This is a genomic window from Arthrobacter sp. FW306-1B-G06A (assembly GCF_058781765.1).
In genome coordinates this window covers 20931-38942 of the sequence record NZ_JBYSXB010000046.1, presented here as the reverse complement: position 1 = coordinate 38942, position 18012 = coordinate 20931, and the positions used below count along the sequence as shown (strand labels likewise).

The 18012-nt window shown below is 64.2% G+C and carries 16 protein-coding genes; 4 read left to right on the top strand and 12 right to left on the bottom strand.

Going from position 1 to position 18012, the window contains the following annotated elements:
* Positions 1-30: 30 nt before the first annotated feature.
* The 3 genes from gdhA to AC3WJM_RS19795 form a co-directional block, all read right to left on the bottom strand.
* Positions 31-1368, bottom strand: a complete 1338-nt coding sequence (gene gdhA / locus AC3WJM_RS19805; protein ID WP_492272755.1) for an NADP-specific glutamate dehydrogenase — start codon at positions 1366-1368, stop codon at positions 31-33.
* A 372-nt stretch (positions 1369-1740) separates the two neighbouring features.
* Positions 1741-2325 carry an ArsR/SmtB family transcription factor gene (locus AC3WJM_RS19800; RefSeq protein WP_492272754.1) on the bottom strand — a complete coding sequence of 195 codons (585 nt, stop codon included), beginning with the start codon at positions 2323-2325 and terminating at the stop codon, positions 1741-1743.
* A gap of 96 nt (positions 2326-2421) precedes the next feature.
* Positions 2422-3633 carry an acetoin utilization protein AcuC gene (locus AC3WJM_RS19795; protein WP_492272753.1) on the bottom strand — a complete coding sequence of 404 codons (1212 nt, stop codon included), beginning with the start codon at positions 3631-3633 and terminating at the stop codon, positions 2422-2424.
* Between the two features lie 111 nt (positions 3634-3744).
* On the opposite strand from AC3WJM_RS19795, the gene AC3WJM_RS19790 reads away from it, so the two are divergent.
* The gene (locus tag AC3WJM_RS19790) at positions 3745-5178 is read left to right on the top strand and encodes a TrkH family potassium uptake protein (protein ID WP_492272752.1); all 1434 of its coding nucleotides are present in this window, start codon (positions 3745-3747) and stop codon (positions 5176-5178) included.
* Between the two features lie 40 nt (positions 5179-5218).
* Complete coding sequence (locus AC3WJM_RS19785) at positions 5219-5857, top strand: potassium channel family protein (protein WP_171983496.1); 639 nt, start codon at positions 5219-5221, stop codon at positions 5855-5857.
* Positions 5858-5872: 15 nt separating this feature from the next.
* Here the strand turns inward: AC3WJM_RS19785 and proC are convergent, their stop codons facing one another.
* The 8 genes from proC to AC3WJM_RS19745 all read right to left on the bottom strand — a co-directional run bounded on the left by proC (position 5873) and on the right by AC3WJM_RS19745 (position 15933).
* A complete protein-coding gene (proC, locus tag AC3WJM_RS19780; RefSeq protein WP_332602650.1) occupies positions 5873-6703 on the bottom strand; it encodes a pyrroline-5-carboxylate reductase in 831 nt (276 codons plus the stop codon).
* Between the two features lie 252 nt (positions 6704-6955).
* On the bottom strand, positions 6956-7792 hold the full coding sequence (locus tag AC3WJM_RS19775; RefSeq protein WP_059389509.1) for a sugar phosphate isomerase/epimerase family protein: 837 nt from the start codon (positions 7790-7792) through the stop codon (positions 6956-6958).
* 1 nt (position 7793) lies between these two features.
* Entirely contained in the window at positions 7794-8858 is a 1065-nt protein-coding gene (locus AC3WJM_RS19770; protein ID WP_084784591.1) for a Ppx/GppA phosphatase family protein, read from the bottom strand.
* 71 nt (positions 8859-8929) lie between these two features.
* Entirely contained in the window at positions 8930-9421 is a 492-nt protein-coding gene (locus tag AC3WJM_RS19765; protein WP_492272751.1) for an SseB family protein, read from the bottom strand.
* Between the two features lie 120 nt (positions 9422-9541).
* Positions 9542-10381 (bottom strand): type IV toxin-antitoxin system AbiEi family antitoxin domain-containing protein, encoded by an 840-nt coding sequence (locus AC3WJM_RS19760; protein WP_492272750.1) that lies wholly within the window; start codon positions 10379-10381, stop codon positions 9542-9544.
* A gap of 363 nt (positions 10382-10744) precedes the next feature.
* Positions 10745-13471: a type I DNA topoisomerase gene (topA, locus tag AC3WJM_RS19755; protein ID WP_284990357.1), complete on the bottom strand. Its 2727-nt coding sequence runs from the start codon at positions 13469-13471 to the stop codon at positions 10745-10747.
* A 119-nt stretch (positions 13472-13590) separates the two neighbouring features.
* Positions 13591-14232 (bottom strand): ArsR/SmtB family transcription factor, encoded by a 642-nt coding sequence (locus tag AC3WJM_RS19750; protein ID WP_059389506.1) that lies wholly within the window; start codon positions 14230-14232, stop codon positions 13591-13593.
* Positions 14233-14268: 36 nt separating this feature from the next.
* Positions 14269-15933, bottom strand: coding sequence for a DUF7059 domain-containing protein (locus tag AC3WJM_RS19745; protein ID WP_492272758.1), 1665 nt, complete (start codon positions 15931-15933; stop codon positions 14269-14271).
* Between the two features lie 101 nt (positions 15934-16034).
* Here AC3WJM_RS19745 and AC3WJM_RS19740 point away from each other — a divergent pair, with 101 nt between their 5' ends.
* Positions 16035-16472, top strand: coding sequence for a DUF6023 family protein (locus AC3WJM_RS19740; protein WP_492272749.1), 438 nt, complete (start codon positions 16035-16037; stop codon positions 16470-16472).
* A 43-nt stretch (positions 16473-16515) separates the two neighbouring features.
* Entirely contained in the window at positions 16516-17052 is a 537-nt protein-coding gene (locus tag AC3WJM_RS19735; protein WP_284990355.1) for a DUF6023 family protein, read from the top strand.
* Positions 17053-17061: 9 nt separating this feature from the next.
* Here the strand turns inward: AC3WJM_RS19735 and trhO are convergent, their stop codons facing one another.
* A complete protein-coding gene (gene trhO, locus AC3WJM_RS19730; protein WP_059389502.1) occupies positions 17062-17955 on the bottom strand; it encodes an oxygen-dependent tRNA uridine(34) hydroxylase TrhO in 894 nt (297 codons plus the stop codon).
* Positions 17956-18012 lie beyond the last annotated feature (57 nt).

The window sequence follows — 18012 nt, the reverse complement described above, 5'->3', positions numbered from 1 at the left end:
GGGCAGGGTGGGTTCGGTGGGCGCGGCGCGCTAGATCAGGCCCTGTGCCAGCATGGCGTCGGCGACCTTCACGAAGCCGCCGATGTTGGCACCCAGGACATAGTTGCCCGGGGCGCCATATTCCTCCGCGGTTGCGGCACAGCGATCGTGGATGCCCACCATGATTTCCGTCAGGCGGGCTTCCGTGTGTTCGAAGGACCAGGAATCGCGGCTGACGTTCTGCTGCATCTCCAAGGCCGACGTTGCTACGCCACCGGCGTTGGCCGCCTTGCCCGGGGCAAACAGGATGCCTGCGTCCTGGAAAACGGCAACGGCTTCACGGGTGGAGGGCATGTTGGCGCCTTCGGCGACTGCCAGCAGACCGTTGCTGACGAGCTTGGCCGCTGCGTCGCCGTCGAGCTCGTTTTGAGTCGCGCATGGCAGGGCAACGGTACCGTTGACATCCCAGACCGAGCCACTGGCCACATAACTGGCGCCCCGGCGTCGCTCCGCGTATTCAGTGAGCCGGCCCCGCTCGACTTCCTTGATCTGGCGAAGCAGCGCGACATCGATGCCGGCCTCGTCAACCACATAGCCCGCGGAGTCGGAACAGGCAACCACCGTGGCGCCAAGGGCCTGGGCCTTCGCGATCGCGTAGATGGCTACGTTTCCCGAACCGGACACCACGACGCGTTGGCCGTCGAAGGACTGGCCCCGGGTCTTGAGCATCTCCTGGGCAAAGATGACCGTGCCGAAACCAGTGGCTTCCGGACGGACCAGGGAGCCGCCCCACGACATTCCCTTGCCAGTCAGCACACCCGACTCATAGCGGTTGGTGATGCGTTTGTACTGGCCGAACAGGTAGCCGATCTCGCGGCCTCCCACACCGATGTCGCCGGCAGGAACGTCCGTGTATTCACCGATGTGGCGGTACAACTCGGTCATGAATGACTGGCAAAAGCGCATGATTTCGGCATCGGAGCGGCCACGGGGATCGAAATCCGAGCCGCCCTTGCCGCCACCGATCGGCATGCCTGTCAGGGCATTCTTGAAGATCTGCTCGAAGCCGAGGAACTTGACGATGCCCAGATAGACCGAGGGGTGGAAGCGCAGTCCACCCTTGTAGGGGCCCAAGGCTGAATTGAACTCGACGCGGAAACCACGGTTGACGTGAACGCGTCCGGCGTCGTCGGTCCACGGGACGCGGAAGATGATTTGGCGCTCCGGTTCGCACAGGCGCTCAAGGACAGCGCCCTCGAGGAATTCCGGGTGCCGGTCATGTACCGGGCCAAGGCTTTCGAAGACCTCGGTGACGGCTTGGTGAAATTCCAGCTCGCCCGGGTTCCGCGCCAAGACGGTGTCCCGGACTGCTTCCAGCCTCGAATCCATGTGACTCCCTACAACTTCTGCGCCGAACGGCGGATCTGAAACGACCCCGCCATGCTCGCATCAGACGCGCGCCAATCTCCATCCGAACCGATTACGACCAAGCAGCACGTCGAACAATTTCCCGGCGAAGTCGGCATCTTTTGCCGTCGAAAAGGACCAATGACCCAGGAACAGATCCTCGCGAAGCCAGCCGTCCCACAACTTCAGAAAGGCGGCACTAGATCCGAAGGGCTGCGCCAGCGGGCCTCCGGCCCGGCCCATGACTCTGAAAGTGGCGGGGATCGCGCACGGCCACAAAGGTTGCAGGGACTTCCCGGACCAACATCGGGCAGAAGCCAATCGCGGCGTGACCGGGATCACGCCAACTTGCCGCTACTTCTTCCGCCCGAACTTCGGCAGGTTGGGCAGGTTCGGCAGGTTCGCCAAGAGGTCCGCAGCCTTGGTTGCGGCACGGCCAACCGTGCGGCCGATCTGCTGCGGCCTGGTGTCGTCGATTCCGGCGGCGGCAGCAACAGCTCCGGTGGCGGTAGCGGCTTCAGGCGAGCGCTCGACGTCGGTGCTCGCCGGAGAAGCGACGATCGGCTCGCCGTCGGTCTGGTTCCGCGCGGCATCCGGCTGGCCCGTGGCGCCCTGGCCTGCCGTACGTGGCCGGGGGCTGCGGGCCGGCGTGGCGGCTTCGGCCGCGGGCTTCGCGGGTCCGACGTCGAACGTCTCCAGCCAGCTGGCAACACCGGCGAGCGGCTTCGGGTTCAACGCGTAATAGCGTTTCTGTCCCTGCGCGCGCATGCTGACGAGATCCGCCTCGCGGAGTACCTTCAAATGCTTTGAGATGGTGGGCTGGCTCGCTGCGAGCTCCTCCACCAGTTCCCCCACAGCCTTATCCCCAGAGCGGAGGGAAACCAGAATGTCACGCCGGGTTGCCTCAGCAATGACGGCAAATACGTCGTCAGTCACCATGCCTCCCACCCTAGCGACATATACGCCAAAAGGCATCAACTATTTCGCATATGCGCGCGGCGTTGACCCAGCCTTGCGCGGCCGGCCGAGCAGCTATCAGTCGAACCAGGGATCCAGACCGTAAAGCGGAAAGATTTCCTTGCGGGTGGCGATGATGGTGCGGTCCACGGCGTCAGCCGGGTCATAGCCGACCTCCCACGAACGCCACCAGGTGTCCACGCCGTCGCCCATGAGTTCGGGAACCGTATCCCCGTACTTTTCCCTGACATGGCTCCGGAAAGCCTCCGGAACCGGAGCCGTCAGCTGGACAGGATGTTGGGCCACGATGCCGATCAAATGGCTCCACGTGCGCGGTACGACTCCCGTGATGTCGTACCCCCCTCCCCCGGTGGCGATCCAACGGTTTTCGCAGAACCTGGCGGCGAGGCCCGCGACGGCGTTGGCTGCCTCGCGCTGGCCGTCCACGCTCAGGTTGAGGTGCGTGAGGGGATCGAGTTTGTGGGAGTCGCAGCCGTGCTGGCTCACAATGACTTCAGGTTCAAAGGCCTGCACGAGTTGGGGTACCACGGCATGGAAGGCGCGCAACCACCCTGCGTCCCCCGTCCACGCAGGCAACGCCACGTTGACGGCCGTCCCCAGGGCGTCCCGGCCGCCGATCTCGTTGGCGAATCCCGTTCCCGGGAACAGCGAGAGCCCGCTTTCGTGCAGGGAAATCGTCAGGACCCTGGGGTCGTTCCAGAAGATGCTCTGGGTGCCGTCGCCGTGGTGGGCGTCGACGTCGATGTACGCGACCCGCCGGACACCGCCGTCGAGCAGCCTCTGCACGGCGAGAGCGGCGTCGTTATAGATACAGAAGCCGCTGGCCCGCTCTCGGGAGGCATGGTGAAGGCCGCCGCCGAAGTTGACGGCCCGGACCGCGGTCCCGGACAGGATTGCCTCGGCCGCGAGCAAGGACCCTCCGGCGAGCCGGGCGCTGGCCTCGTGCATCCCTGCAAACGCTGGATCATCCTCGGTGCCGAGCCCGCGTTCCGGGTCCGGCGTCGTCGGATCTTCGCTTGAACGCCGCACCGCGGCGACATATTCGGCGCTGTGCACTGCCAGGAGTTCGACGTCGGACGCGACCTCAGGCGCTTGGACGGACACATGCTCCAGGTCGAAAAGTCCGAGCGCCGCGGCGAGCCTGGCCGTCAGCTCAAGCCGCGCAGGGGCCATCGGGTGCGAAGGACCGAAATTGTATGCGGTCATGGCGGGATCCCACGCCACCGTCGTTGGCAGCGGGGACGGACGGAGGCCTGCCCAGGAAGTCATCAATGACAGGCTACCCGAGCGGCGGAACGCACCTGCCCCGTTACAGCGGGCGATTAGTGGTTTACTACTCAGGAAAGCAGAATCAATCGACCAGAAGCGAACAGCACTGCCATGACTCAAAGCCAGTCGAGGTCCCTAGACCCGGCCAGCTGGCAAACCGTCCAGCCGGAGCGGGGAGGCCTGTGGATTTTCACGGGTATCCGCGACTTCATCGACAACATCGCCAACTCCTCACCGGCCCGATTGGCGCTCACGGCCTACGTCTTCGCGATTCTCTTGTTCACCGGCCTGCTTTCCCTGCCGGCGGCATCGGCCGACGGTGCGGTCACTCCCATCCACCAGGCCCTGTTCACCGCTGTCTCGAGCGTGTGCGTGACCGGTTTGACGGTTGTGTCGACGGCGACGCACTGGACCTTCTTCGGCCAGCTCGTGATTCTCGTCGGCATCTTTGTCGGCGGATTGGGAACCCTGACACTCGCCTCCCTCCTGGCGCTCATGGTCAGCAAACGGCTCGGTGTGAGGGGCAAGCTCATTGCCCAGGAGGCCATGAACAACGCCGGCCGCTTGGGCGAAGTGGGTACATTGTTGCGGATCGTCATCTCGACGTCCGTGACCATCGAGGCCGTCCTGGCCATCGCGATGATTCCCCGGTTCCTGACGCTAGGCGAGGACTTCTGGCAGGCCGTCTGGCACGGAGTCTTCTACTCGATCTCTTCCTTCAACAATGCCGGTTTCACACCCCATTCCGACGGAATCGTGCCGTACGAGACCGATCTGTGGATTCTCGTGCCGCTCATGCTTGGCGTGTTCCTCGGCAGCCTCGGCTTTCCGGTGATGCTGGTGCTCCGGCGGCACGGCCTGAATTGGAGGAAGTGGAGCCTCCACACCAAGCTGACCATCCAGGTTTCCCTGATCCTCCTCATTGCCGGCGCAGTCCTCTGGGCCTTGATGGAGTGGGACAACACCAACACCATCGCCAACATGAGCGTCGGCGACAAGATCACGCATTCCATTTTCGCCTCGGTCATGACGCGCTCCGGTGGCTTCAACCTGGTCGACCAGGGGCACATGGATTCGACCACGAGGCTGCTGTCGGACGCGCTCATGTTCGCCGGCGGCGGTTCGGCGTCGACGGCCGGCGGCATCAAGGTGACAACCATCGCGGTCATGTTCCTCGCCATCGTCGCTGAGGCCAGGGGCGACGACGACGTCAAGGTCTACGGCCGCACGATCCCCGAGGGCACCATGCGGGTAGCCATCTCGGTGATCGTCGCCGGCGCCACCTTGGTATGCGTATCCGCATTCCTGCTGTTGGCCATCAGCGGCGCCAGCCTGGACCGGGTACTCTTCGAAACCATTTCAGCCTTTGCCACCGTGGGACTCAGCACGAACCTCAGCGCGGAACTGCCGCCGGCGGGGGTCTACGTTCTCGCCGCCCTCATGTTCGCCGGCCGCATCGGCACCATAACCCTTGCCTCCGCCCTGGCCCTCCGCCAGCGCAGGCAGCTATTCCATTACCCGGAAGAGAGGCCGATCATTGGCTAATTCAACAGGCGCCCCCAACCGGCCGGCGCACAACGCGCCCGTGCTGGTGATCGGCTTGGGCCGATTCGGTGCAGCCACCGCCGAGCAGCTCGTCAAGCAGGGACGCGAAGTCCTGGCCATCGAGCGGGACCGCACGCTCGTCCAGAATTGGGCTTCCGTGCTGACCCATGTCGTCGAGGCGGACGCCACCAACATCGATGCCCTCCGCCAGCTCGGCGCGCAGGAATTCAGCTCCGCCGTAGTGGGTGTGGGAACCTCGATCGAGTCCTCGGTGCTCATCACGGTGAACCTCGTGGATCTGGGCATCGAACACCTCTGGGTGAAAGCGATCACGGCCTCACACGGCAAGATCCTCACGCGCATCGGCGCCAACCATGTCATCTACCCCGAGGCCGACGCCGGAGTGCGCGCGGCACACCTGGTCTCGGGGCGCATGCTGGACTTCATCGAGTTCGACGACGATTTCGCCATCGTGAAAATGTACCCGCCCAAGGAAACCGTGGGCTTCACGCTGGATGAGTCCAAGGTCCGTTCCAAGTACGGCGTGACCATTGTCGGCGTGAAATCCCCGGGCGAAGACTTCACCTACGCCCGGCCGGACACGAAGGTCTCCGGCCGCGACATGCTGATTGTGTCAGGGCACGTGGACCTGCTGGAACGGTTCGCTGCGCGGCCGTAGCTGCGGTGGGAGGAACTAAGCCAGCTGCTGTGTGATCTCCGCGGCCCGGGCCGCTGCGGCGCGGGCTCCGTCGGCGATGATCGCCGGTATCCCGCCGTCGTTGAACGCCGCGATGGCGCGTTCGGTGGTGCCGTTGGGGCTGGTCACGGCAATGCGCAGGGCCGTGGGGTCTGCTCCCGGCTCAGCGAGCATAAAACCGGCACCGGCCACAGTCTCGCGGGAAATCATGAGCGAGAGTTCGGGATCCAGGCCAAGTTCGACGCCGGCGGCAGCCATCGCCTCAGCCAGGTAGAAGGCGTACGCGGGGCCCGAGCCGCTGATGGCGGACAGGGCATCCACCTGGTCCTCGGGGATTTCCACGACCGTGCCCGCGGCAGCGAGGATGTCCTTGGCCTGCTGGAGCTGCTCGGGGGTGCAGTTGGTCCCGGGCGAAACGGAAACCACCCCGCGTCCGAGCTTGGCGGGCGTGTTGGGCATCGTGCGGATGACGGGCTGGCCCGCGGGCAGGGCTGCTTCCAACTGGGCGATGGACACGGCGGCGGCAACGCTGATCACGATGGTGTTCTTGGCCAGCGACGGTGAGATTTCGCGGGCGAGATCGGCAATGCCCACAGGCTTGACACCCAGGATGACAACCGAAGCGCCCTTCGTGGCCAGCTTGTTGTTATCTGGTTCCTCGGCCCCGGCGATGGTCATGACATGGTGGCGCTCGGCCAGTTCGGCGGCGCGTTCTGCGCGGCGTACGGTGGCGACGACGTCCGAGGGATCCGTTCCGGCAGCCAACAGGCCCCCCAGAATGGCCTCGTTCATGGACCCACAGCCAAGGAATGCGATTCGGTTGCTCATGGCTCCATGATGCCAGTTCAGCTGCTCCGCTGCAGAACCAATGCAGGACCGTCCAGGGGCGCCGAGGATTCCCAGCTAGTTCCCAAGATTATTGCAGGCTGCACCCAATATCGCTCCGTAACTTAGTAGTTACCTCATTGAGGGTGCGAGTGATGAGGCGGGCATGGGGATGTCCGCCACAAGCACCGGTGGTCGAACGGGTTTCCCCCCATTTTCCCGTATCGACCGCCGGTGCTTTCTCGTTTAAGGAACCTAGATCTCGAAGGCTCCCACGAGCGGCGCCCCCAAGTGCTGGCGCGCGAAACGCAGTGTCTCGGCGAGCCATTCCTCACGTTCGCCGGCGGCTTTGGCCTTGCGCGTGGAGATCTCGGCAACCACGGTGCCTTCGAATCCGTTGGATGCGAGATACTGCAGCGCCTCGGCGCACTGCTGGGTCCCGTAACCCGGGATCAAGTGCTCGTCCTTGCCCGAGCCCGAACCGTCGGTGAGGTGGACGTGGCGCAGCTTGCTCCCGAGCGCCCGGATCGCCTCAAGGCTGTTGGCACCCGCGGTGGCGGCGTGCGAGAAGTCCCACGTGACGTCGTCGTAATCCTGCCCCATCGGATCCCAGTGCGGAAGGTACGCGAGCGCCTCCCGGCCGCGCACACGCCACGGATACATGTTCTCTACCGCGATGTGCACCTGGTACATCGCGGCGATCTCGCGCACACCGGCAGCGAAGTTCTCCGCATAGTTCGACTGCCACCGAAACGGCGGATGGACCACCACAGTGTTGCAGCCGACTTCGCGCGCCATCTGGCAGGACATCTCGATCTTGTTCCACGCCGGACCCCAAACCTGCTGGGTCAGCAGCAAGGTGGGCGCGTGGATGGAGACGATCTGCTGGTCGTATCGATGGCTTAGCTGGATGAGTGCATCCGGGTTCTGGCTGGTGGCGTTGTTGGTCACCATCACCTCGACGCCGTCGTACCCCAGGTCCTGGGCCACGGCAAAGGCGTCATGGACGCTGAGCGGATAGACAGAGGCGCTGGATAGCGCCACCGGGATCCTCGGCGTGTCTTCTTCGGAATGCTCGACGTCGGTGCTCATGTTAGTTGGCCTGCCTCCCGGCGATGGGGATTGGTATGGATACTGCCGCTGGCGCGGCCGTTCCGGTGTTGGCGCCCAGGCGTGGTACCGGTACCGCACCTCCGAGCCCGACGTGCGGAGCCGGGGCCAGCGGGCCATCGAAGATCAGCTGGTCGAGCCGGCGCAGGATCAATCCCTCGCGCAAGGCCCAAGGGCAGATCTCCATGCTGGGAAACTCGAACATTTCCAATGCGGCCTCAGCGACGAGCGCCCCCGCAAGGATCTGCGCCGCCCGTGCATCCGAGACGCCCGGGAGGTAGAGCCGGTCCTCGACGGTCATCGCCGAGATCCGCTGGGCCCAGAGGCCCAAGTCCGTGGCGTGGAGTTCCCGCTTGACGTACGGACCGGCGCCGCTGGGGGCCGCGCCTGCGATGCGTGCAAGCGAACGGAAGGTCTTGGAGGTCCCGGCCACCAGGTTGGCCCGGCCCAATTGCTTGAACTCGCGCACCACCGGCTTGAGAGTGTGGCGAATATACTTGCGCAGCTCTTTGACGCTCTTTGCCGTGGGCGGGTCATTGTGGAGCCAGTCCCTCGTCAAACGGCTGGCGCCAAGCGGCACTGACACCGCGAGCTCGGGCAATTCGTCCTGGCCAAACGCCATTTCGAAAGAGCCGCCGCCAATGTCCAGGTCCAGGATCGGACCGGCGCCCCAGCCGTACCAGCGTCGGACCGCGAAGAACGTCATGGACGCTTCTTCGCTGCCTGTCAGTTCCTGCAGGGTCACAGTGGTCTCGTGCTTCACCCGGGCAAGGACCTCGACGCCGTTGGTGGCTTCGCGGATGGCCGAGGTACAAAATGCCAGGAGATCCTCGGCCTTGTGGCGGGCTGCGAACTCCCACGCTTCGAGGACGAATTCGATGAGCTCGTGTTGTCCGGCGTCGTTGATGTTACCGTCGGCGTCCAGGAACTGAACCAGCGAAAGCGGTCGCTTGTGGGAGGCAAACGCGACCGGGCGTGCGCCCGGATGCGCGTCCACCAAAAGCAAATGGACGGTGTTGGAACCGATGTCTAGGACGCCAAGACGCATTCTGCCATTATTCCCCGATTCGAAGCGTGTGAAGCAACTACGACTGCCGATTCGTGCCGGCGGTTAGTCAATTAATCCTGGGGTCCGCCGGTGCGTGATTCCGCGTCCGCATCTGCGGCCGGGGCGGTGGCTTCGTGGGCTTCTTCGGCTTCGTCCGCGCGGGTAAAGTCGCGGCGGACGTTCGCAATGCCTTCGGGGCCCATCTCGAAGCCGTGCTCGCTGCCGGGGTTGATCACCAAGCCCAGCTCGTCGCCGATGCTGTCCAGAATCGCTGAACCGTGGGTGCCCAGGACGTTGGGCGCGGCTTCGAGGAAGTGCGATTCCACCCGGCTCGGGTGGCTGAACACGGCGAGGACAGGCTGACCCTCGGAGTTGGCGAGGACAAGAGGCTCCACGGCGGCGTCAGGCTTATCCAGGGAGTCGGTGCTCAGGATGTAGACCTCGTTGTTCAGGAAGGCCAGGATGACGTCCACCGGGTTCGCGTCGGGTTGCCCGGCCTTTGCGAGCTTGGACTCAAGGTCGTTCAAGGGCAGGGATTCCGGGGCTGCAGGCTGATCTGTCATGGTTCCACTCGATCACGGTTTCCCCGCCGGAAGCAATTCCCGGCTGTCTCGCCGCCGAGATCGTGGGTGGGGGCCGGGGGCTGTGTTCCGGAACGTAGTCCTCGGCCCGAACCCACGATCTCACCCCCGAAGAAGCCTGAGCAGGCGCACTTTCAGGCCGCGTTCGTCGAAGAGACCTTTCCAATCAATACGCAGGATTCGCCAGCCCTGCTCGGCCAGCAGCTTCTCCCTTTGCCGCTCTTCGAAGATCACTTCCGCAGTTGGCTTGTAGTCGAAGTACTTTGCCTTGCCGTCGAACTCGAGCGCGGCTCGAAGGTGCGGCCACGCGAAGTCGAACCGGTAGGCGCCACGGGGTGTTTGGACCCGCAACTGGAGCACGGGATCCGGGAATCCGAGCTTCGCGATAGCGTCCCGCGTCAATGTCTCGCCCGGGGATTCGGACAATGGGTTCGCGAAGGCCAAGGCTTTTCGGAACGCCGTGACTCCCCGGGCACCGACTAGACCGGCACACGCTGACTCGAGCCACTCACGGTTGCATCCGAGCCTCAAGCCGTGGTCCAAGAGAATCAGGCCCTGCCGATAGTTCAGTATCTGTGCGCAGTCCAGAACGGTGCGGTCGAGTGCTGTCACTGGAAGTCCATCAATCTCGATCCGTTGCCCAGGCAGGAGGAGGCCTGAATGAGCCCTGACGTCGGCCGCATGGGATCCGCTCGCTGCGTGGTACGGAATGATGACGTGGATCAATTGATCAGCCCTCCACAAATACAAACGGTGCAGACGGGCGGCGGAGGTGTGGCTGAACGTAAGCCCATCCGCCGTGAGGCGGAGGGTCCTATGGCAATACGCCGCCAACCGGGCGCGCTCCCGGTCATCGTCCGAAAGCCCACGCCAGAACGTGCCACGGACCATGACTCCCGTGCGGACCCTTACCAGTGAGCCGTATCGGAGGTGTTCGTTCATACGTCGCTTGCTCAGTCCTTGGGACAGCAACTCCTCTGTCCGCCACATGTTCCCATCCGGAAGCGGAGGCGCGCCAATGCTCGTGAGCGCTGGAACTGCGGCGGCTTGAGGGCCCCGTGGTGCGGACAGTGCCGGGGATTTCGCCGGTTCCAAGTAATCCCAAACTTCCGCGAGCGGGTCCACCGGGACAACGGAGTCGATGTTTCCGTAACTGTTCACTGCACCAGTTTCGGTGAGCGGCGGAGAGCCCGGAAGCGGCCAATCAAGCTATGTGGAAACCCAGGAAACCCAATACGTGGGTGTGGGCCGGGCGCTGCGTTCCAGAACGCAGCCCCCGGCCCACACCCACGATCTCGTGGCGAGTTACTTCTTTGCCGCAGCCTTCTTCGCAGGCGCCTTGCGGGCCGTAGTGGTCCGCTTGACCGGGCCTTTGGCGCGCTTCTCGGCGAGCAGCTCAATGGCCTGCTCACGGGTCAGCTCCTCCAAGGACGTGGCGCGCGGAACGGTGATGTTGGTGACGCCGTCGGTGATGTACGGGCCAAAACGGCCTTCCTTCACCACGATGTTCTTCTCCGAGACAGGGTCCGGACCGAACTCGGCCAGGGGCGGTACGGCAGCACGCGCACCACGCTGCTTCGGCTGGGAGTAGATCTCCAGCGCCTGTTCCAGGGTGATGGTGAAGATCTCTTCCTCGGATCCGATGGACCGCGAGTCCGTGCCCTTCTTCAGGTAGGGCCCGAAACGGCCGTTCTGCACCGTGATGGGGTTGCCTTCGGCGTCCGCGCCGAGCACGCGGGGCAGGCTCATGAGCTGAATGGCTTCGTCGAGCGTGACCGAATCAACGGACATCGACTTGAAGAGCGAACCCGTGCGCGGCTTTGCCTTGACGGGCTTCTTCGGCGGCTTGGGTTTGCCGTTCTTGTAGTACTCCACGGGCTGGTTTGCCAGTTGCTCCTCGGTCATCTCCGGGATGATCTCAGTGACGTAGGCGCCGTATCGGCCGTTCTTGGCAACCACGGTGTGTCCGGTGTGCGGGTCCGCGCCCAGGACGCGTTCCTCGGGGGCAGCCGTTTCCATGAGCTCCACGGCCTTGGCCGCAGTGAGCTCGTCCGGAGCGAGGTCCTCGGGGACGTTGGCACGCGCCGACTCCACGACTTCGCCGGTCTTGGGGTCGACGGTGGGGATCGAACTTTCCAAGTACGGGCCGAACTTCCCGACGCGCAGCGTGATGCCCTCGGCAATCGGCACCGAGTTGATCTCGCGCGCATCGATTTCACCAAGGTTGTTGACGATGCTCAGCAGGCCGGGATCGGCGTCTTCACCATAGTAGAAGTGCTTGAGCCAAGCGGCCCCTACAGCCTGGCCGTTGGCGATCTTGTCCAGGTCGCCTTCCATGTCTGCCGTGAATTCGTAGTCCACGTAGTCGGTGAAGTGCTGCTCCAGCAGGCGGATCACGGAGAAGGCGATCCAGCTGGGAACCAGCGCAGACCCCTGCTTCCGGACGTAGCCGCGGTCCTGGATGGTGGAGATCGTGGACGCATAGGTGGACGGGCGGCCGATGCCGCGCTTTTCCAGCTCCGCCGTCAGGGATGCTTCCGTGTACCGCGGCGGTGGCGAGGTCTCGTGGCCAATAGCAATGATGTCCGAAGCCGTGAGGGAATCGTCCTTGGCCACGTTGGGAAGGCGCCGGGCTTCGTCGGAGTCGTCGTCGCCGCGGCTCTCGTCCTTGCCTTCTTCATAGGCTGCGAGGAAGCCGGGGAAGGTGATGACCGTGCCGGAGGCCGAGAATTCGGCGTCGCGCCCATCGGTAGCCACTGCGCCGAGGCGGATGGTGGCGGTAGAGCCCTTGGCGTCGCCCATCTGGGAGGCGATGGTGCGCTTCCAGATGAGTTCGTAGAGCCGGAAAGCATCGCCAGTCAGGTGGTTTGCCACCTGGGCCGGGGTGCGGAAAGAGTCACCCGCGGGGCGGATGGCTTCGTGGGCTTCCTGCGCGTTCGCAGCCTTGTTGGCGTAGACCCGGGGAGACTGCGGCACGTACTCGGGACCGTACAACTCGGCGGCCTGGCGGCGTGCCGCCGTGAGGGCTTCGTCGCTCAAGGCGGACGAGTCGGTACGCATATAAGTGATGTAGCCGTTTTCATACAGGCGCTGGGCGATCTGCATGGTGCTCTTGGAGGTGAAGCGCAGCTTGCGGCCGGCTTCCTGTTGAAGGGTCGACGTCGTGAACGGCGCCGCGGGACGGCGGGTGTACGGCTTGGTGTCGACGGAACGGACGCGGAAGTCCGCGTTCTCGAGTCCGGCGGCCAACGACGTCGCGAGTTCCTCGTTGAGGTGCACCGCGTTCGCGGAGGTGAGGACGCCGTCGTCGTTGAAGTCGCGGCCGCTGGCTACCTTCGCGCCGTCGACCGCAGCGAGCTTTGCCTTGAACGTCGCGGAGCCGGTACCGAACTGGCCGGTCAGGTCCCAGTACGATGCGGATTTGAATGCCATGCGTTCGCGTTCGCGGTCGACCACCATGCGGGTCACGACCGACTGCACACGGCCGGCGGACAGGCCGCGGGCAACCTTGCGCCACAGCACCGGGGAGATTTCGTAACCGTACAGGCGGTCCAGGATGCGGCGCGTTTCCTGGGCGTCCACGAGGGCGCTGTCAACGTCGCGCAGGTTGTCCATGGCGCGGTGGATGGCTTCCTTGGTGATTTCACCGAAGGTCATGCGGTAGACGGGAACCTTGGGTTTCAGGACCTCCAGGAGGTGCCACGCGATGGCCTCGCCCTCGCGGTCCCCATCGGTTGCGAGATAGAGCGCGTCAGCGTCTTTCAGCTGGGCCTTGAGCTCGGCGACCTTTTTCTTCTTGTCCGGAGACACCACGTAATACGGTTTGAAGTCGTTCTCGATGTCGACGGCGAACTTGCCAACCGAGGTCTTCTTCAGTTCTGCAGGGAGGTCCGAGGGCTGCGGGAGGTCGCGGATGTGGCCGATCGAGGCCTCAACAATGAAGCCCTCGCCCAGGTACTTGGCGATGGTCTTGCTCTTGGCCGGAGACTCCACGATCACGAGTTTCTTGCCGGTTTTTGCCTTGCTGGGCACGGTTCTCCTACAGAAAAATGAATTGCTTGGGCTCGTGCCCATATTGGCCTAGTTCACCATATTTTGCAGAATCGTGCGTTTCCATGTGCACAAGTGCTGTGGAGGAACAGTGTTCTGGGTCAGCTTGAAGCCGGCGTCCGGTCGTCCGGAATCATCGACCACATCGTAGCGATTCGCACCGCTCCTTCGGGAATCCGCGTGGGATCCTCGAGCTCATATGACCTGATGAGTTCCTGGAATTTGGCCTTGAGATCCGTCCGCTGATCCGGAGTCAAGTACAGCAGATCGCTGGACAACACCATGGCGGCTGCCTCGTTCGCGGCCTCGCCCCGCTGGCGCCGCTCACCACGGGCCCGGGTGAAGGCAGTGGCCCGACGCCGGAAAGCGTCCAGTTCGAGTTCGACGACGGCGATCTCCGGGCTCGGAGCGTTGCCGCCGGATTTGATGGTGAAGTCCGAACCCGCGGCCTTCCAACGGCGTTCGCGTGCATCGCCCTCGTTGTCCGCGGCAGTAACGATGCCCCATTTCTGGAGGGCCCGCAGGTGGTAGCTCATGGCGCTCGGCGTGAGCCCGGTCTGCGCGGCGAGCTCTGTGGCCGTGCGGCTCAGTTGCGTGGAATACAGTTCCGAGATGACCTCAAGCCGGGCGGCATGCGCAAGGGCACGGATCGCTTTGGGGTCGGTGATCTCCACCGTCTTCTCGGGCCGTTTCCGGCGCTTCGGGGATGCCAGCCCGGTGGATACCCCATTGTCTTCATTCACCGGAACAGTTTATCCGCCGGGGGCGCCGCAATTGTCCTATGCCGTGGGAAGCAGGAAACCGTCGCGGACCAGGTTACCGACGTCGGAGAGCAGACCTGCGCGGAAAGCGTCGTCGTCGAAGTCGTCGTCTCCACCCAGGAGGGCGGCCAAGGCGCCAATCAGCTGGCGGACGGACAGCTCGCCGTCACATGCCGACACGAAACCGGCCAGCTCGGTGCTCAACAGGTTCGTCCGGCGCAGTCCCGCGCCCTGGCGCAGCAAGATGACGCCGGGGTGTTCGGCGCCGGGCCGCTGGTGGCGTTCCTCGGTCACGTCCTCGGCCACCACCAAGTGGGCCTCTGAGAGTTCGTGGGCATCGAGCCAATCGGCGCGTTCGACGGCGGCGGCGAGGTGCGGGCCGATCGGTTGCTCGATGGGGTACGTGATTTCCTCGAAGCGGGCGGGCGCATCTCCCGGACGCGGGCTTTCGGGCCGCCGCAGCCAGATCATTCCGAAGCCAATGGCGTCCACGTTGCGGGACGCGAAATCCTGCAGGTAGGCGGCGTAGGCGTCACGGTAGAGCTTACGGTCGCGGCCCTCGGAGGCGTCCTGCAACCAGGTCTCCGCGTACAGCTCCGGACTCACCTGTTCCCGTTGGATGAACCATGCCTCCGTGCCGGACCCTGCCAGCCACGACGCGGGCCGTTCGCTCCAGCGGCTGCCTGCAGGGATTTCCCAGTTGCCGAGCATCTGCGCCGTGCCGCCGGGCGCCAGGACGTCGGGCAAGGTTCGGACGAGGTTGGCCACGATGTCGTCGCCGGGCAGGCCGCCGTCGCGGTAGGTGAATTGATCCGAAGAATGCTCGCCAGCACTGCGCGGGGTAATGACGAAAGGCGGATTGGACACCACCAAATCGAAAGTCTCACCCGCGACCGGTTCCAGGAGCGAGCCCAGCCGCAGGCTCACCCGGGACTCGAGATCGGCCGGGTCCAGGTGGAGGGCCTCGGCATTGAGCATCAGGTTGAAGCGGGTGAACGCGAGGGCCCGTTCGGAGATGTCTGTGGCGGTGACATGCTCGCTGTGGTGCAGGAGGTGGAAAGTCTGGATTCCACAGCCCGTCCCGAGGTCAAGGGCGCGTTTCGAGTGCCGCCGGATGGTGCTCTGGACAAGGGTGGTGGATGCCTGCCCGATGCCCAGCACATGGTCATGCCGGAGCACGCCCGGCTGCTGGTGGGCGGCGAGATCACTGGAAACCCACAGTTCCGCGCCGCCGCTCCCGCTGTTGTCTGCTCCGGAGTCGCATTCCCAGCCGTACGGCCGCAAATCCACCTTCGCCGCGACAGCACCGCCGTCGTTCTTCTCTACCAAGCCAAGCTCCACCAGGCCCGAGGTGCGGATGCGCGGCAGGGCGGCGTCGATGTCGTCTTCGGTTTGCGGGACAGCGAGAAGCCACAAGCGCACGACGACGGCGAGCGCGGCCTTCGCGCCGTCCGTCGCCGGGTCTCCGGCGGAGTCAGCCGGTTCGGTGGCGATGAGTGCAGGGATGAGCTGATCCCGGGCGAGGGCCGCGTGGGCGGACTCCCCAAGAAGTCCTGCCACTCCGTCCACGGTGTAGCCAACGTTCCGCAGGTCGTCGGCGAGCGCCGTGAGCAGCTCGGGAAGGTCGCTGCGGGGAGCGTCGAGGGTGGTGGTTTTCGGGGCGGTCCCAAAGATGGCGGGCATTGCGGGATCAGTCACTGTGCAAGTCTATTCGGGCTGGTGGGTGGGCGGCCGCCTGATCGCCTGCGTCGGCGGGGAGGCATTCGAGCAGGTAGCGTTGAATCATGGCATTTCACCCCTCCACTTGGCGTCGCGCTGCTCTTTTGGCCGTTGGCGCTGCCACCCTGGCGATGACGGCGTGCTCCTCCGGGGGATCTGTCTCCAACGCCGACATCCCCGCGTGGAAGGCGACCACCATGCCGTCGGCGGCCGGGGTGGTCCTGGAGGACTCAGGAAAAATCCCGAACCGTGACCCCTTGGTCAAGAACTTCGCAAATGTCGCTGCCGGAAGCTACACCCTGACTGTGGCCTGCGACGGCGGCGGCAAGGCATTCTTCGACGTTTCCTCGGGTGGCACGCAGATCACCGAGGCCGGGGCTGCGTGCAATGGCAGCCGCGAAACGTCCCGCATCAAGATTCCCTCGGCCGGCCCACTGAGCATCAGCGCAAGCAGCGTCGATGCACCCGTGATCTACGCATACCAACTGGTACCGGCTTCGTAACTGCCGCTTCGTTCCCGGCTGCGGCCGGGCGTAGAGTCGGACTATGGGGTGGGCACGCGCCCTGAAGGTTGCGACGACGCCGCCGGCGATTCCCGCCGTCGTGCTTTGTGGTGTACTCGCGTGCGGCACTTTGGCCTCGTGCGAATACACCTACGAGGACGGCCGTGCCGCGGCGAGCAGTCCGCCGTCCGCAGTGATCACGGATCCGGTGTTGACCCGCGACCCGGCCCTTGGACAGACCGTCACGGGCGATGCGCTGAAGGCTTGGGCGCAAGACGTGCTTCCAGACGTGAACGGGCTGTCCTTTTACAGCAGCTTCGACCTGCTGTCCGCTGGAGAGTCCCGCGACGAAGAGACCACCCAGCTTCCTGGGGGAACGTATGCAGTGACTCTGGCGTGCCGAGGTACCCGCAGCACCGAATTCACTGTGCGGAACGGGAGCGAAGTCCTCATCGAGGTAATGCTGCGCTGCGGCACCACGAGGGTCAAGGTCCTGCAACTGGAGACAGACGCCGTCCTGGGCATCACGATCACCGCAAATGCGCAGGCAAACTTCGCGTACCGGGTGAGCCGGATCTGAAGACCGGGGCTAGGCCGCGCAGCCTTCCGGGCAACGCAGCGTTTCCGGGCTCGAGGCACATTCGGCGCAATACAGCGTGAGGTTGCGGCAGCTCAAATTGGAGCAGTTTTCAAACTTGTTGGTGGGCGCCTGGCAGCGGACGCATTGGCCAATGGTCTTGGCATCCTCACTGAATTCCATGTGCATGCGCTTGTCGAAAACGTACAAGGAACCTTCCCACAGGCCCTGGTCCTTGTAGGTCTCGCCGTAGCGGACAATCCCGCCGTCGAGCTGGTAAACCTCCTTGAAGCCGCGGTTCACCATCAGGCTGGAAAGGACTTCGCACCGGATTCCGCCTGTGCAGTACGTGACTACGGGCTGGTCCTTGAGATCGTCGTATTTTCCCGAGTCGAGTTCCTTGATGAAGTCGTGTGTGGTGGCGACGTCGGGAACGATCGCGTCCTTGAATTTGCCGATCTGGGCTTCGAAGGCGTTCCGTCCGTCGAAGAACTTCACGTCCTGCCCAGAAGCCTTCTTTTCCTCCAGCAGTGCGTGGAGCTCTTCGGGCTGAAGGTGGGTGCCACCGCCGACGACGCCGTTCTCGTCCACCTTCAGTTCACCGGGGGCGCCGAAGGACACGATCTCATCGCGAACCTTGACGCTGAGCCTCGGAAAGTCGTCGGCGCCGCCTTCGGACCATTTGAAGTCGATATCGTGGAAGCCCTTGTATTCCTTGGTGGTCTTCACGTACTGCTTGACGTTGTTCAGTTCCCCACCAACTGTGGCGTTGATGCCGTCCCGCGAAATAAGGATCCGCCCGGTCAGGCCGAGCTTCTCGCACAGGGCGCGCTGCCAGAGCCGCACGGCGTCCGGGTCAGCGATCGGAGTAAAGCCATAGAAGAGCACAATTCTGTTTAAAGCCACGTATTTAAGGGTACTTGCTGGCCCCAAACCCATGAGTCGGGCTGCCCTCGGGCTGCT